Raw genomic sequence first — 14,338 nt, forward strand, 5'->3', positions numbered from 1 at the left:
GGCCAGCAACCCGGGAATGCCTGAATGATGCGGTTGCCGGCCAGCGGCCGGCACTACCGGTAAAGAAAAACGCCGCCCTGGGGCGGCGTTTTCCGTTCTGCTTACTTGCCGCCCAACCGCTCCCACAGGAAGCTGTAGGCCAGCGCGGACATATGCGCGGCCTGTGCGTTGTTGGCTGCGCCGCCGTGGCCCCCTTCGATGTTCTCGTAGTAGGTCACGTCCTTGCCGGCGTCGATCATCTTCGCCGCCATCTTGCGGGCGTGGCCCGGGTGCACGCGGTCATCGCGGGTGGAGGTCGTGAACAGCACCGGCGGGTAGTTCTTCTTCGCGTTGAACAGGTGATACGGCGAGAAGGTCTTGATGAATTCCCAGTCGCTGGTGTCCGGGTTGCCGTACTCGGCCATCCACGAGGCGCCGGCCAACAGGTGGCTGTAGCGCTTCATGTCCAGCAGCGGCACCTGCACCACCACCGCACCGAACAGCTCCGGGTACTGGGTCAGCATGTTGCCGGTCAGCAGGCCACCGTTGCTGCCGCCCTGCACGCCCAGGTGCTTGGCGCTGGTGATCTTGCGCTTGACCAGGTCCCGCGCCACCGCGGCCATGTCTTCATAGGCCTTGTGACGGTTCTGCTTCAGCGCCGCCTGGTGCCAGCGCGGGCCGTACTCGCCGCCGCCGCGGATGTTGGCGACCACGTACACGCCGCCCTTCTCCAGCCAGGCGCGACCCATGCCACCGGAATAGCTCGGGGTCAGCGAGATCTCGAAACCACCGTAGCCATACAGCAGGGTCGGGTTGGAGCCATCGAGCTTCATCGCCCTGTCGTGCACCACGAAATACGGCACGCGGATGCCGTCCTTGCTGGTGGCGAAGTGCTGCTCGATCACCTTGCCCTTGGCATCGAAGAAGGCCGGCATGGTCTTCAGCGTTTCCGGTGCCTGGCCGATCTCGGCCAGGGCCAGCGTGGTCGGCGTCAGGTAATCGGTGGCGGTCAGCCACACCGCGTCGCTGTCATTGCTGTCCACCGCAGCCACGCCCAGCGTGCCGAAGGCCGGGGCACCGACGAAGCGGCTGGTCTGCCAGCCGTCGGCACCCGGGGTCAGCACCGACAGGCGGTTCTTGACGTCGTCCAGCACGTTCAGCACCAGGTGGCTCTTGGTCCAGCTGGCACTGGCCAGTGAGGTGGTCGCGGTCGGGGTGAACAGCACGTCGAAGTCGCGCTTGCCGGCCAGGAAATCGTCCAGCTTCGTCGCCAGCAGCGAACCGGACGCGTAGGTCTTGCCGCCCACGGTCCACGGATCGCGCAGTTCCAGGGTCAGCCACTGCTTGTGCAAACCCTTCTCGGCCGAGTTCGGCGCGTCGATCTTGGTCAGCGTGCCGTCGTCGCCACGCAGGTAGAGCTCGTTGTTGTAGAACGCCAGGGTGCGGCTGACCAGGTTGCGTTCGAAGCCCGGGGTGTCATCGTGCATCGCCGCGATGTACATGTCCTCCGGCTTGCCTTCGTACACCACGGTGGCCGAGGACATCGGCGTGCCACGCTTCCACAGCTTGGCCACGCGCGGGTAGCCGGAGGTGGTCATCGAGCCGGCACCGAAGTCGGTGTAGACGAACACGGTGTCGCGATCGACCCAGTTGAGGCCGCCCTTCGACTCCGGACGGAAGAAGCCGTCCTTGATCCAGGTCTTGTTGGCCAGGTCGAACTCACGGGTGACGTCGGCGTCGGCGCCGCCGCGCGACAGCGCGATCAGGCAGCGGCTGTAATCCGGGCGCAGGCAGTCGGCGCCGTGCCAGACCCAGTTCTCGCCCTCGGCCTTGTTCAGTGCATCCAGGTCGAGCACGGTCTCCCACTGCGGCGAGGCCCTGCGGTACTCGGCCAGGGTGGTGCGGCGCCACAGGCCGCGCTCGTGCTGCTGGTCCTTCCAGAAGTTGTAGTAGTAGTCACCGATCTTCTGCACGCCGGGAATCTTGGCGTCGGAGTCGAGCACCTCGCGGATGCTGGTCTCCATCTGCTTGAAGGTCGGGGTCTGCGCCAGGCGCGCCTCGGACCTGGCATTCTGTTCCTTGACCCAGGACAGTGGCTTGTCGCCGGTGACGTCCTCCAGCCAGGCGTAGCGATCGGTGTCTTCAGCGGCCACGGCGGTCCCCACCGAGGCAGCGGTCATCATGCCGGCCAGCAGGCAGGCGGAAGCGAGTCGTGACATTGCAGCTCCAGGCAGTCATAAGCCGGGGAACGCTAGCACGGAATGTCGCGGCCTCCCCCGTGTCGAAGGTCAGGCCGTGGCCGCCGGACCGCGCCGGCCGCGTGCGGCGGAAGCCGGCCGACGGCGCGCCTGTCCACCGGTACGCCGCGCCCGCCATCGCCATGACGGGTGCGGCAGCGGAAAGCGCAGCAGCGCCCACCAGGCCGCGAGCGGCATGCCCACCAGCCACATCGGCAGCCAGCCCAGCCATGCGCTGCTGCCACGCGCCGCCGGCCAGACCAGTACCAGCGCCAGCCCAGCCAGGGCCAGCTGCCGCACGCCGCGCAGCAGGCGCGGGTCGGCGCGTTCGATGACGCGTTCAGTTGCAGGGCGACGGACGGAACGAGCGTTCATGGGGGCTTCTCCGGTAGACAATGCAACACAGCTTGGGCAAGCCCCTTCTCACAGGATGCGACACCATTGACGGATCGCGTGCACACAGTCGACCATGCGCGTGCAAGCCCACTGGAGCCCGCTCCCGCATGACTTCGATCCGCCCGTTCTGCGCCGTGCTGCTGGCTCTGTCCCTGGCAGGTCCTGCCATGGCCGCCAGTGAGCCGCCGTCGCCCCGCGCCAGCGCCACCGACGCGGCCGACCCGGGGGCGCCGATCGACCTGAAGCGCTTCATGGGCACCTGGTATGTGATCGGCCGCGTGCCGAACTTCATCGAACGCGGGCATGTCGCCAGCGTCAACGAGTACGAGCTGCGCGACGAGCACAAGGTCGCCATCACCTACCGCTACCGTGATGGTTTCGGCGAACCACTGCAGGAAATTCGCGCACGTGCCAGCGTCGATCCGGACAGCGGCAACCATGGCTGGCGAACCTGGTTCTATCGCGTGGTGCCGACCCATTCGCGGGTACTGGAAGTGGCCCCGGACTATTCATGGGCACTGATCGGTTATCCGGGCCGCGAAATGGCCTGGATCTTCGCGCGCAAGCCGGACATGGACAAAGCCCTGTACAAGGAGCTGGCCGAGCGCCTGCGCGACGAGTACGGCGTGAACACCGACAAGCTCAAGCGCGTGCCTCAGCATCCGGAACAGGTCGGGAAGCTGGGCTACGAAGTACCGAACGCGCGTTGACCGCACGTGGAATTGCCGGCCAGCGGCCGGCACTACCGTTTTTTTCCCGGCAATCGGGTAGAGCCGGCCGCTGGCCGGCTGCCGCCCGGCTGCCGCCCGGCATTCTGTTACTTGCGGCTGTAATGCGCGACCAGGCGGTCGCCGAGCATCTGCAGCAGCTGCACCAGGACCAGCAACAGGACCACGGTGACCAGCGCCACGTCGGTGTGCGAACGCTGGTAACCATCGCGGAACGCCAGGTCGCCGAGGCCACCGGAACCGATCGCACCGCCCATCGCGGTGAAGCCGATCAGGGCCACGGTGGTGACCGTCGCCCCGGCGATCAGCCCCGGTCGTGCTTCCGGCAGCAGCACCCGGGTGACCAGCTGCCAGGTGGTGGCGCCCATCGCCTGGGTCGCCTCGATCACGCCACGATCCACTTCGCGCAGCGCGGTCTCGACAAGGCGCGCGTAGAACGGCGCCGCGCCGATCACCAGCGGCACGATCGCGCCGCGCACGCCCAGCGAGGTACCCATCAGGAACAGCGTGACCGGGATCAGCACGATCATCAGGATGATGAAAGGCACCGAGCGCAGCAGGTTCACAACCAGAGCCAGCACGCCATAGGCAAACGGCCGGCGCTTCATCTGCGGCGCCCCGAACAGGTACAGCAGCACGCCCAGCGGCAGGCCGATGGCCAGGGTCAGCGGCAGCGAACCGAGCAGCATCAGCAGGGTGTCGAAGGTGGCCTGGCCGATGTCGGCCCACTTGCCCGCATCCAGGTGACGGAAGAAACCGCCGGCAGTGGCGATGATCATCGACGCAGCTCCTCGACATGCACGCCGGCAGCCACGAAGGCAGCCTGCGCGGCGGACTGGTCACCGCCCACCAGGGCGACCACCAGCTGGCCATAGGGGGTGTCCTTGATCCGGTCGATACGGCCGGACAGGATGTTGTAGTCGACCCCGGTCTGGCGCGCGACGCTGCCCAGCAGGGGTTCGTAGGTGTCGCCGCCGAGGAAGGTCAGGCGCACGATGCGCCCGCCCACCACGTCGAAATCGCGGTGCAACGCCCCTTCGTCCACGTGCTCCGATTCGCTGACGAACCGCCGCGTGGTCGGGTGCTGCGGATGCAGGAACACCCGGGTAACCGGACCGGTCTCGACCATCTGGCCAGCATCGAGCACGGCCACGCGGTCGCAGACACGGCGGATCACGTCCATCTCGTGGGTGATCAGCACGATGGTCAGGCCCAGCTCGCGGTTGATCTTCGACAACAGCGACAGCACCGAGGCGGTGGTCTGCGGATCCAGCGCGCTGGTGGCCTCGTCGCACAGCAGGATCTGCGGGCGGGTCGCCAGCGCACGGGCGATGCCGACACGCTGCTTCTGGCCGCCGGACAGCTGCGCCGGATACTTCTGCGCATGCGCTTCCAGGCCCACGGTCTGCAGCAGCTCGGCCACGCGCGCGTCGATCTCCGCCTGCGGCGTGCCGGCCAGTTCCAGCGGGAAGGCGACATTGCCAGCCACCGTGCGCGACGACAGCAGGTTGAAGTGCTGGAAGATCATGCCGATGCGCCGGCGCAGCGTGCGCAGGCCGTCCGCGTCCAGTGCGGTGACATCCTCGCCACCGATCAGCAGCCGGCCACCGCTGGGTTCTTCCAGGCGGTTGATCATGCGGATCAGGGTCGACTTGCCGGCGCCGGAATGGCCGATGATGCCGAATACCTCACCGGCCTCGATGGTCAGGTCCAGCGGTTGCAGCGCGCTGACTTCGCGGCCGGCAACGGCATAGGATTTGTGCAGGCGCTGGAACTCGATCACGGGCGTGGCTCACCGGCTGGGTGACGGAAGGGGGCGTGCAGCCTACCAGCGCAGGCGGTCGCGCGCCCGCGCCATGGGCCAGAATGTTATTCCTTTTGGTTCTAAGCCGCCCGCGCCGACGTGTTGGCTGGGGTCAGAGCCCCTGCGGGGATCCGACCCCGGGGTCGGATCCCCGCAGGGGCTCTGACCCCATTCCCAGGCCCAACCGGCTCAGGGATGGTCCAGCGGCTTAGGTGGCTGCACCCGGTTCAGGCGCTCACGATGCAGCAGGTACAGCCCCGAAGCCACGATGATCGCGGCGCCCACCCAGGTATAGCCATCAGGCAGCTGGCCCCAGAAGGCCAGGTCCCAGCCGATCACCCAGACCAGCCCGCTGTACTCCAGCGGCGCGATCATCGAGGCCTCTCCCAGCTGGAACGCCTTGGTCAGGGCGATCTGGCCCAGCGCCCCGGCCAGGCCCATGCCGGCGATCAGCGGCGCATGCGCCAGCTGCAGCGGCACCCAGCCGGGAAGGGACAGCAGGCCGGCACCGATGGCCATGATCACCAGGAACCAGACCACCATCGACTGCGAGGTATCGGTGCGGGTCAGCAGGCTGACCGTGATCGCCGCCACGGCATAGGCGGTGGCCGCAGCCAGCACCATCAGGCCGGGCACCGAGATGAAACCGTCCACGCCCGGCCGCAGCACCACCAGCACGCCGACCAGGCCGATGCCGATGGCGACCCAGCGCCGTGGCCCGACCCGCTCGCCCAGCAGCGGTACCGACAAGGCGGCGATCAGCAGCGGGGCGACGAAATAGATGGTGTAGGCGGTGGACAGCGGCAGGTCGCGCAGGGCGAACACGAAGCAGCCGATCATCGCCATGCCCAGCGCGCCACGCAGCAGGTGCAGGCCCCAGCGACGCGGCACCAGCGAGCGCGGGCCGGCGCTGGCCAACACCCAGACCAGCACGAACGGCAACGAGGCCGCGCCGCGCAGGAAGGTCACCTCCAGGGTCGGATAGCTGGCCGACAGCTGCTTCATGCCAGCGTCCATCAGCGAGAAACAGGCGACCGCAGCGACCATCCAGGCCACCGCACGCGAAGGGGAGCGTTGCACGTTCATGGCCCATTATCGCCCGGTCGTCGCTTTCTGTAGAGCCGAGCCCACGCTCGGCTGCTCTTCACAAAGGCGCCGAGCGTGGGCTCGGCGCTACAAAGGGCGGGCATGCGGGCCCTCGCGATAGAATGATCGCCACTGAAACCTGCGGAGCACCGCCCATGCCTTCCTTCGACGTCGTGTCCGAAGTCGACACCCACGAGCTGACCAACGCCATCGACCAGGCCAACCGCGAACTGGCCACCCGCTTCGACTTCAAGGGCGTGGACGCAAAGTTCGAGCGCGACGGCGATGTCATCAACCAGACCGCGCCGACCGAATTCCAGCTCAAGCAGATGAACGACATCCTGCGTGCTCGCCTGGCCGCACGCGGCATCGACGTGCTCAGCCTGGAGTTCGGCGACATCGAGACCAACCTGGCCCAGGCCCGGCAGAAGATCACCGTCAAGCAGGGCATCGAGCAGAAGATCGCCAAGAAGATCGCGGCGGCGCTGAAGGATGCCAAGCTGAAGGTGGAAAGCCAGATCAACGGCGACAAGCTGCGCGTGCAGGGCAAGAAGCGCGACGACCTGCAGGACGCCATCGCCGTGCTCAAGGCCGGCAAGTTCGAGCTGCCGCTGCAGTTCAACAACTTCCGCGACTGAGGCATCCGCCGGGCCTGCCCCGGCGCTGCCAGCGGCAGGCACGACGGCGCGTTGCCAGCGACGCGCCTACAATGGCGGCCCCGCCAGCCGACGTGCCCGCCATGACCGATTCCCCCCTGCCCACCGATGACCCGATCGCTGCCACCCGCCTGTGGCTGGAGCGCATCGTCATCGGCCTGAATCTGTGCCCGTTCGCCAAGGCGGTGTATGTGAAGGACCAGGTCCGCATCGTGCTCAGTGATGCGACCACGCCGGAAGCGCTGGTTGAGCAGCTGGCCGAGGAACTGGTGCTGTTGCGCGATACGCCGGCCGAGCAGATCGATACCACGCTGATCGTGCATCCGCAGGTGCTGACGGACTTCCTCGACTACAACGATTTCCTCGACAACGCCGACGCCGCGATCGAGGCACTGGACCTGCAGGGCATCCTGCAGGTGGCCAGCTTCCACCCGGACTACCAGTTCGACGGCGTGGCAGCGGACGACGCCAGCAACTACACCAATCGCGCGCCCTTCCCCACCCTGCACCTGCTGCGCGAAGACAGCGTGGCGCGCGCAGTGGATGTCTATCCGGACCCGGACGTGATCGTCGAGCGCAACATCCAGACCCTGGACCGCATCGGCGTGGACGGCTGGCATCGCCGCCTGCGTGGCGAAGACCTGACGTGAGCACGGTGCCGCCGATTGCCGCATGGCCGGCCGCGCCGCTGTCGGGCAAGGTGGTGCTGGTCACCGGCGGCGCCAACGGCATCGGCCGTGGCATCGCACAGGCCGTGCTCGGTGCCGGCGGACGCGTGCTGATCGGCGACCTGGACGTGGAGGCCGGCGAGGCGTGCCTGGCGGAATGGCAGCGTAGTGGCGAGGCCGCATTCCAGCGGCTGGACATCACCGACGAAACCAGCGTGCGCGACTTCATCGCCGTGGCCCTGCGGCGTTTCAGCCATATCGACGGGCTGGTCAACAACGCGGGCATCGCCGGACCGCATGGCACGCAGCTGCAGGACATGGACTGGGACGAGTGGCAGCGCCGCCTGTCCTCGCTGCACGGTGCCTTCCTGTGCAGCAAGCACGCACTACCGGCGCTGACGGCCAGCGCCGCCGGCGCAATCATCAACATCGCCTCGACCCGCGCCTGGCAATCCGAAGCGCACAGCGAGGCCTATGCTGCGGCCAAAGGCGGGCTGGTGGCGTTCACCCATGCGCTGGCGATCAGTGCCGGCCCAACGGTGCGGGTCAACAGCATCAGTCCGGGCTGGATCGGCACCACGGCCTGGCAGGCTCCCTCGCGGCGACACGCACCGGAGTACTCCGCCATCGACCAGGCACAGCACCCGGTCGGCCGGGTCGGCCGCCCCGAGGACATCGGCGCGCTGGCGGTGTACCTGCTGTCGTCGCTGTCCGGCTTCAGCACCGGCCAGGACTTCATCGTCGACGGCGGCATGACCCGGAAGATGATCTACGCCGAATAGAAAAAGGGGACGGAGGGGATTAAGTCGTTTGTGCACAAACGACTTAATCCCCTCCGTCCCCTTTTTTCGCTTACGCCATGCCCGAGTGCCGCAGCAGCGCGTCGATCTGCGGCGCGCGGCCGCGGAAGGCCTTGAAGTTCTCCGCCGCCGGGCGGCTGCCACCACGCGACAGGATCTCATCGCGGAAGCGTGCACCGGTTTCAGCCAGTGCCTGCGGCGCTTCCTCGAACGCGGCGTAGGCATCGGCGCTGAGCACTTCGGCCCACTTGTAGCTGTAGTAACCCGCGGCGTAACCACCGGCGAAGATGTGGCTGAACTGGTGCGGGAAGCGGTTCCAGACCGGCGGGTGGTTCACGGCCACTTCCGCGCGCACTCGGTCCAGCAGTGCCAGCACGCTGTCCTGCGCCGGTTCGAACTGGCTGTGCAGCAGCATGTCGAACAGGCCGAACTCCAGCTGGCGCACCGTGGCCATGCCGCTATGGAAATTGCGCGCAGCCAGCATGCGCTCGTACAGCGCGCGCGGCAGCGGCTCGCCACTGTCCACGTGCGCGGTCATGCCCTGTAGGTGGTCCCATTCCCAGCAGAAGTTCTCCATGAACTGGCTGGGCAGCTCCACCGCGTCCCATTCCACGCCGTTGATGCCGGCCACGCCCAGTTCGCCGATGCGGGTCAGCAGCTGGTGCAGGCCGTGGCCCATCTCATGGAACAGCGTGGTCACTTCATTGTGGCTGAAGGTCGCCGGCCTGCCGTTGGCGCCCCGGCCAAAGTTGCACACCAGGTAGACCAGTGGCGTCTGCACGCTGCCGTCGCCACGCACGCGACGGTTGCGGCAATCGTCCATCCACGCACCGCCGCGCTTGCCCTCGCGTGCGTACAGGTCCAGGTAGAACTGGCCGACCAGCGCGCCCTGCGCATCGACCAGGCGGAAGAAGCGCACGTCTTCGTGCCACACCGGTGCGCTGTCTTCCTGCACATGCAGGCCATACAGCTGCTCGATCACCGAGAACAGGCCGCCCAGTACCTTCGGTTCGGTGAAATACTGCTTCACTTCCTGCTCGGAATAGCTGTAACGCGCCTGCTTCAGGCGGTCGGCGGCGAACGCCAGGTCCCAGGCCTGCAGGGCATCGATGCCCAGCTGCTCGCGTGCGAACTGCTCCAGCTCGGCGCGGTCCTTGGCCGCGAACGGCTTGGCTCGCGCGGCAAGGTCACGCAGGAAACCCAGCACTTCGGCCGGATCCTGCGCCATCTTGGTCGCCACCGAGTAATGGCCGTACGAATCGAAGCCGAGCAACGCGGCCAGTTCGGCGCGCAGGGCAAGGATACGGTCGATGTTGCCACTGTTGTCCAGCGCGTCATCGCCGAACTCCGATGCACGCTGCGCGCTGGCACGGTACAGGATCTCGCGCAGGTCGCGGTCTTCACCCCAGGTCTGCACCGGCAGGTAGCACGGCATCTGCAGGGTCAGTTTCCAGCCGGTCCTGCCGTCCTTCTCTGCCGCAGCGCGCGCGACAGCCTTCACGTCTTCCGGCAGGCCCAGCAGTCGCGCTTCGTCCTCGATGTACAGCGACCATGCATCGGTGGCGTCGAGCACGTTCTGCGAGAACTTCGCCGACAGCGCCGACAGTTCCTCCTTGATCGCCGCAAAGCGCTGCTGCGCCTCAGGTGCCAGCTCGGCACCGCCCAGGCGGAAGTCACGCAGCGTGTTGTCCAGCACCTTGCGCTGGGCTTCATTGAAATGCGCCGCCTCCGGGCTGGCGGCCAGTGCCTGGTACTGGCGATACAGCGCCAGGTTCTGGCCCAGCGCGCTGGCGAGACGGGTCACCCGCGGCAGGTTGCCGTTGTAGGCCTCACGCAGTTCCGGGGTGTTGACCACCCCCTGCAGGTGGCCGACCAGGCCCCAGGCACGCCACAGGCGCTCGGTGGCGTCATCCAGCGGGGTGACGAAGGTGTCCCAACGCACCGGCTGCACCCGCTCGGCTGCGCTGACGGCAGCTTCGGCCTCGGCCAGCAGCACATCCAGCGCCGGCGCGACGTGCTCGGGGCGGATCGCGTCAAAGCGCGGCAGTCCGGAAAAGTCGAGCAGGGGGTTGGCAACGGTCACGGCAGATCTCCAGGGAACGGGCCCGGCGGGCGGGCAGCTTCCCAGATATGGCGCTGACAGGCGCGGCTGACAAGGGGGCATGCGCCGGCGTTCACGTCGGCCTGACGGCCGCGCACCGAAGCTCTGGCTGCGGGGGAGTCCGCAGCGGTACTTACCGAACGAGGCCCTACATGGAAGGTCTGGCTGCAGTGGCATCCATCTCACCGGCGCGCTCGCTGGCGCTGTCCGCCAGCCCGGCAGAACTGGCCTGGATCGCCGCGCTGTGCGATGCCGGCGACGACGCCCCCCGCCATTTGGAGCAGCTGCAGGCGGTATTGCAGCAGGGCGGCACGTTCAACGATGCCCAGGAGTGGTACCCGTTCGAGGTGATCGAGCGCGGCGCCAGCCAGTTGCAGCTGGGCCACGAGCGCGAGTTCGTGATCTGCGTGCTGCTGTGGCTGCAGGCATTGGCCCAGGGACGCGCCAGCATCCTGGACCCCAGCCTGCACCTGGATGACCGCGCGATGGACATCGAGGCGTTGCCTGATGCGCTGCGCGACGCGGTGCTGGATGCGTTCACCGCAGCGGGGTATTGAGACGCCCCGGCGACCGGGTGGAGTCGACTGTGGGTCGACTTTCGCGCGCAGCGCGGGATTCTGGCGACCTGAACGTGGAGCGGTCGACCAACAGTAGACGCTACCCAGCCGATGCACAGCCGGCCGTGCGTTGCCGCGTTACAACGCTTCCAGGCTGCACCACGGCAGTTCGGGCAACCCCTGCCCGGCCACCGCCGCCGCCAGCTGCGCATCGGCGCCGTCGACATCGATTCCCTGTCGCCCATACCACGCCGGGTCGTAATAGCTCTGCGCATAGCGCTCGCCACTGTCGCACAGGATGCTGACGATGCTGCCCTGGTGGCCCGCCTCACGCATCCATTGCGCGGCCTGCAGCACGCCGATGAAGTTGGTGCCGGTGGAGCCACCGACACGGCGGCCGAGCTGGCGGCTGACATGGCGCATCGCGGCCAGGCTCAGCGCATCGGGCACCTTCACCATCGCATCGACACTGGTCGGGATGAAACTCGGCTCCACCCGTGGCCGGCCGATGCCTTCCACGCGCGAGCCACCGCTACAGGTCAGTCCACGCCAGTCCTGTTCACCGGCCACGGCAGCCTTGTAGCCGTCGAAGAACACCGACACTTCCGGGTCCGCGCACAGGATGCGGGTGTCATGCCGGCGGTAGCTGACATAACGGCCCAGCGTGGCGGCGGTACCGCCGGTACCCGGGCTGCACACGATCCATTCCGGAACCGGGCTGGGCTCTTCGGCCATCTGCTTGAAGATGGATTCGGCGATGTTGTTGTTGGCACGCCAGTCGGTCGCCCGCTCGGCATAGGTGAACTGGTCCATGAAGTGGCCGCCGGTTTCGCGGGCCAGCTTTTCCGAATCACAGTTGAGGTCGCAGGCGCGCTCGACCAGGTGGCAGCGGCCCCCATGGAACTCGATCGCCGCGATCTTTTCCGGCGAGGTGGTGGCCGGGATCACCGCAATGAACGGCAGGCCCAGCAGGCGCGCGAAATAGGCTTCGGACACGGCGGTCGAGCCACTGGAGGCCTCGATCACTGGCCGGCCCTCGCGCAACCAACCGTTGGCCAGCGCGTACAGGAACAGCGAGCGCGCCAGCCGGTGCTTGAGGCTGCCGGTGGGATGGCTCGACTCGTCCTTCAGGTACAGGTCGATGCCCTCGAACCCGGGCAGCGCCAGCGGGATCAGATGGGTATCGGCGGAACGGTTGAAATCGGCTTCGATCTTGCGGATGGCGGCGGCCACCCATTCACGCTGCGACATGGCGGGCAATCGTTATCAGGACGGAACGGTGCGATCCGGCCATTGTACGTCGCGGTGCCGTCAGGTGCGGGCCGGTAGAATGGCGCCATCCGGCCGGCAACGGCCCCGTCTGAAGGACCTCCCCCATGACCATTCCCGCCCTGCGCGATGTCCCCGGCGTCGCCGCCCAGGCCCCGGCCGAAACCAGCGGCTTCGTGTTCAACCACACCATGCTGCGGGTGAAGGACATCACCGCCTCGCTGGACTTCTACACCCGCGTGCTGGGTTACCAGCTGATCGACAAGCGCGACTTCCCGGACGCCCAGTTCAGCCTGTACTTCCTGGCCTACGTGCCGGCCGGCGCAGTGGTGCCAGAAGACGACAGCCAGCGCCGCCTGTGGATGGCCGGCCTGCCGGGCGTGCTGGAACTGACCCACAACCACGGTACCGAAACCCAGGCCGGTGCGGTGTACCACGACGGTAACAGCGACCCGCGCGGCTTCGGCCACATCTGCGTGTCGGTGCCGGACATCGAGGCCGCCTGCCAGCGCTTCGAGGACCTCGGCGTGACCTTCCAGAAACGCCTGACCGACGGCCGCATGAAGAATCTGGCCTTCATCAAGGACCCGGACGGCTACTGGGTCGAAATCATCGCCAACTGACAAAAAGGGGACGGAGGGGATTAAGTCGTTTCTGGCACTATTGGCCGGAAGCGACTTAATCCCCTCCGTCCCCTTTTTTGCGAGGTTCGTATGGAAACGATGGAACTGCACCGCGGCCGCCTGATCGACCACATCCAGCTGGTGGTGCGTGACCTGGTGGCCAGCCGCCGCTTCTACCAGGCGGTGTTCGACACCATCGGCATCCCGATCGCCGGCGAAGGCGATGATTACTTCTGGGCCGATGAGCTGTTCATTTCCAGCGCCAGCAGCGAGGCCGCCGCCGGCCAGCTGACCGGCCGGCACCATCTGGCCTTCCAGGCCCGCGACAGCGCCACCGTCGATGCCTTCCATACCGCCGCGATCGCCGCCGGCGGCACCGATAACGGCGCGCCGGGCGAACGCCCCTACCACCCGGGCTACTACGGCGCCTTCGTGCTCGACCCGGACGGCAACAACATCGAAGTGGTCTATCACGGTCCGGCGAACTACAGCGCCGACTCGGTAAAGGTCACGTTCTGATATCACCGAAGCCGTGAACGAAGAAGCCGGGCAATGCCCGGCTTCCCTGCTTCCAGCGCTGCAGCCCTCAGTGGGCGGCCATGTAGATGTCCTGAAGCACGGCCTTTTCCAGTTCCAGCTCGCCCAGCAGGTTCTTCACGATATCGCCCAGGCTGAGGATGCCGACCAGCTGGTTGCCGTCGGTCACCATCAGATGACGGCGCCGCGAGTACGTCATCAACGACATGGCCTGCTTCAGCGTCGCGTCCGGCGCAATGCCTTCCAGGCCGGTGGACGGCAGGCTGGAGATCACCCGGCGGCCGGCCTGCGGGCCGTCGTCGGCCAGGGTACGCACGATGTCCTTCTCGGAAATGATGCCGACCGGGGCATCGTCCTTCATCACCACCAGCGCAGCGATCCTGTTCGCGCTCATCTTGTGGGCGGCGGCACCGATGGTGTCTTCGGCGTCGATGGTGATGACAGCTTCTTTCTTGGATTGCAGGAGTTCGCGGACGTTCATTCTTGTTTCCTGGTGCAGGTCACTGAAGTCAAAAAAGTGTGCTCTTCCGATACGCCCCCTCCCCGGGAACAGACCTTTCAGCGCACGTCTGGCGCACCCGGCCGCCGCGTGGAATGGATCGGCAGGCGATGTGCTGCAACGCGAACGAGGTGGGCTCAACCGCTCAACCCGGACCTCGGTCAAATCGATTCTACGACTGCGACCATCGGTCACTACCGGCATCGATAGGACAGTTCGTCGTGGGAACCAACCGACGATCCAGAGAATGGCACCGCGGCTGAAACCGCCGCTGAATACAGCCGATGCCACGCATTAAAGAATGATTGCCTGCTGCCGACGGCGGACAGAACACCCGGCGGCTGTCCCACTTGGCACCGCTACCGACGCAAACGAAAGGGGCCACGCCGGCCCCTTTC

Annotated in this window: 15 protein-coding genes; 7 read left to right on the forward strand and 8 right to left on the reverse strand. The window is 66.9% G+C overall.

Translation table 11 applies throughout. The features are described from left to right. Window positions 1–101 precede the first annotated feature (101 nt). Both AC5P7I_RS03175 and AC5P7I_RS03180 read right to left on the reverse strand, forming a co-directional pair. Entirely contained in the window at window positions 102–2,198 is a 2,097-nt protein-coding gene (locus AC5P7I_RS03175) for a prolyl oligopeptidase family serine peptidase (RefSeq protein WP_495222140.1), read from the reverse strand. Between the two features lie 69 nt (window positions 2,199–2,267). Next, the gene (locus AC5P7I_RS03180; RefSeq protein ID WP_049439992.1) at window positions 2,268–2,591 is read right to left on the reverse strand and encodes a hypothetical protein; all 324 of its coding nucleotides are present in this window, start codon (window positions 2,589–2,591) and stop codon (window positions 2,268–2,270) included. 128 nt (window positions 2,592–2,719) lie between these two features. Between AC5P7I_RS03180 and AC5P7I_RS03185 the strand changes: the two genes are divergently transcribed. Beyond that, window positions 2,720–3,322 (forward strand): lipocalin family protein, encoded by a 603-nt coding sequence (locus tag AC5P7I_RS03185; protein WP_014648471.1) that lies wholly within the window; start codon window positions 2,720–2,722, stop codon window positions 3,320–3,322. Window positions 3,323–3,429: 107 nt separating this feature from the next. Here AC5P7I_RS03185 and AC5P7I_RS03190 read toward each other — a convergent pair whose 3' ends face one another. From AC5P7I_RS03190 to AC5P7I_RS03200, 3 genes are all read right to left on the reverse strand, one after another. Continuing rightward, a complete protein-coding gene (locus tag AC5P7I_RS03190) occupies window positions 3,430–4,119 on the reverse strand; it encodes a methionine ABC transporter permease (protein WP_014648472.1) in 690 nt (229 codons plus the stop codon). Next, window positions 4,116–5,123: a methionine ABC transporter ATP-binding protein gene (locus tag AC5P7I_RS03195; protein WP_014648473.1), complete on the reverse strand. Its 1,008-nt coding sequence runs from the start codon at window positions 5,121–5,123 to the stop codon at window positions 4,116–4,118. Before AC5P7I_RS03195 ends, AC5P7I_RS03190 begins: the two co-directional genes overlap by 4 nt. A gap of 210 nt (window positions 5,124–5,333) precedes the next feature. After that, entirely contained in the window at window positions 5,334–6,230 is an 897-nt protein-coding gene (locus tag AC5P7I_RS03200) for a DMT family transporter (protein WP_014648474.1), read from the reverse strand. A 155-nt stretch (window positions 6,231–6,385) separates the two neighbouring features. On the opposite strand from AC5P7I_RS03200, the gene AC5P7I_RS03205 reads away from it, so the two are divergent. The 3 genes from AC5P7I_RS03205 (at window position 6,386) to AC5P7I_RS03215 (ending at window position 8,336) form a co-directional block, all read left to right on the forward strand. Next, window positions 6,386–6,868 (forward strand): YajQ family cyclic di-GMP-binding protein, encoded by a 483-nt coding sequence (locus AC5P7I_RS03205; protein ID WP_006471121.1) that lies wholly within the window; start codon window positions 6,386–6,388, stop codon window positions 6,866–6,868. A gap of 101 nt (window positions 6,869–6,969) precedes the next feature. After that, window positions 6,970–7,536: a DUF1415 domain-containing protein gene (locus tag AC5P7I_RS03210; protein ID WP_049406028.1), complete on the forward strand. Its 567-nt coding sequence runs from the start codon at window positions 6,970–6,972 to the stop codon at window positions 7,534–7,536. Then, window positions 7,533–8,336 carry an SDR family oxidoreductase gene (locus AC5P7I_RS03215; RefSeq protein WP_262087862.1) on the forward strand — a complete coding sequence of 268 codons (804 nt, stop codon included), beginning with the start codon at window positions 7,533–7,535 and terminating at the stop codon, window positions 8,334–8,336. Before AC5P7I_RS03210 ends, AC5P7I_RS03215 begins: the two co-directional genes overlap by 4 nt. A gap of 70 nt (window positions 8,337–8,406) precedes the next feature. Here AC5P7I_RS03215 and AC5P7I_RS03220 read toward each other — a convergent pair whose 3' ends face one another. Next, window positions 8,407–10,437, reverse strand: a complete 2,031-nt coding sequence (locus AC5P7I_RS03220; protein WP_262087861.1) for a M3 family metallopeptidase — start codon at window positions 10,435–10,437, stop codon at window positions 8,407–8,409. A 170-nt stretch (window positions 10,438–10,607) separates the two neighbouring features. Between AC5P7I_RS03220 and AC5P7I_RS03225 the strand changes: the two genes are divergently transcribed. Continuing rightward, a complete protein-coding gene (locus AC5P7I_RS03225; RefSeq protein ID WP_014648478.1) occupies window positions 10,608–11,012 on the forward strand; it encodes a hypothetical protein in 405 nt (134 codons plus the stop codon). A 138-nt stretch (window positions 11,013–11,150) separates the two neighbouring features. Here the strand turns inward: AC5P7I_RS03225 and AC5P7I_RS03230 are convergent, their stop codons facing one another. Next, window positions 11,151–12,263: a PLP-dependent cysteine synthase family protein gene (locus AC5P7I_RS03230; RefSeq protein WP_014038552.1), complete on the reverse strand. Its 1,113-nt coding sequence runs from the start codon at window positions 12,261–12,263 to the stop codon at window positions 11,151–11,153. 125 nt (window positions 12,264–12,388) lie between these two features. Here AC5P7I_RS03230 and gloA point away from each other — a divergent pair, with 125 nt between their 5' ends. Then, complete coding sequence (gene gloA, locus AC5P7I_RS03235; RefSeq protein ID WP_014648479.1) at window positions 12,389–12,904, forward strand: lactoylglutathione lyase; 516 nt, start codon at window positions 12,389–12,391, stop codon at window positions 12,902–12,904. A 90-nt stretch (window positions 12,905–12,994) separates the two neighbouring features. Continuing rightward, window positions 12,995–13,423, forward strand: coding sequence for a VOC family protein (locus AC5P7I_RS03240; RefSeq protein WP_041863842.1), 429 nt, complete (start codon window positions 12,995–12,997; stop codon window positions 13,421–13,423). Between the two features lie 67 nt (window positions 13,424–13,490). Here AC5P7I_RS03240 and AC5P7I_RS03245 read toward each other — a convergent pair whose 3' ends face one another. Beyond that, window positions 13,491–13,922, reverse strand: a complete 432-nt coding sequence (locus AC5P7I_RS03245) for a CBS domain-containing protein (protein ID WP_014648481.1) — start codon at window positions 13,920–13,922, stop codon at window positions 13,491–13,493. Window positions 13,923–14,338: the final 416 nt, after the last annotated feature.

This window comes from Stenotrophomonas sp. YJH_SMC_138, assembly GCF_059369855.1.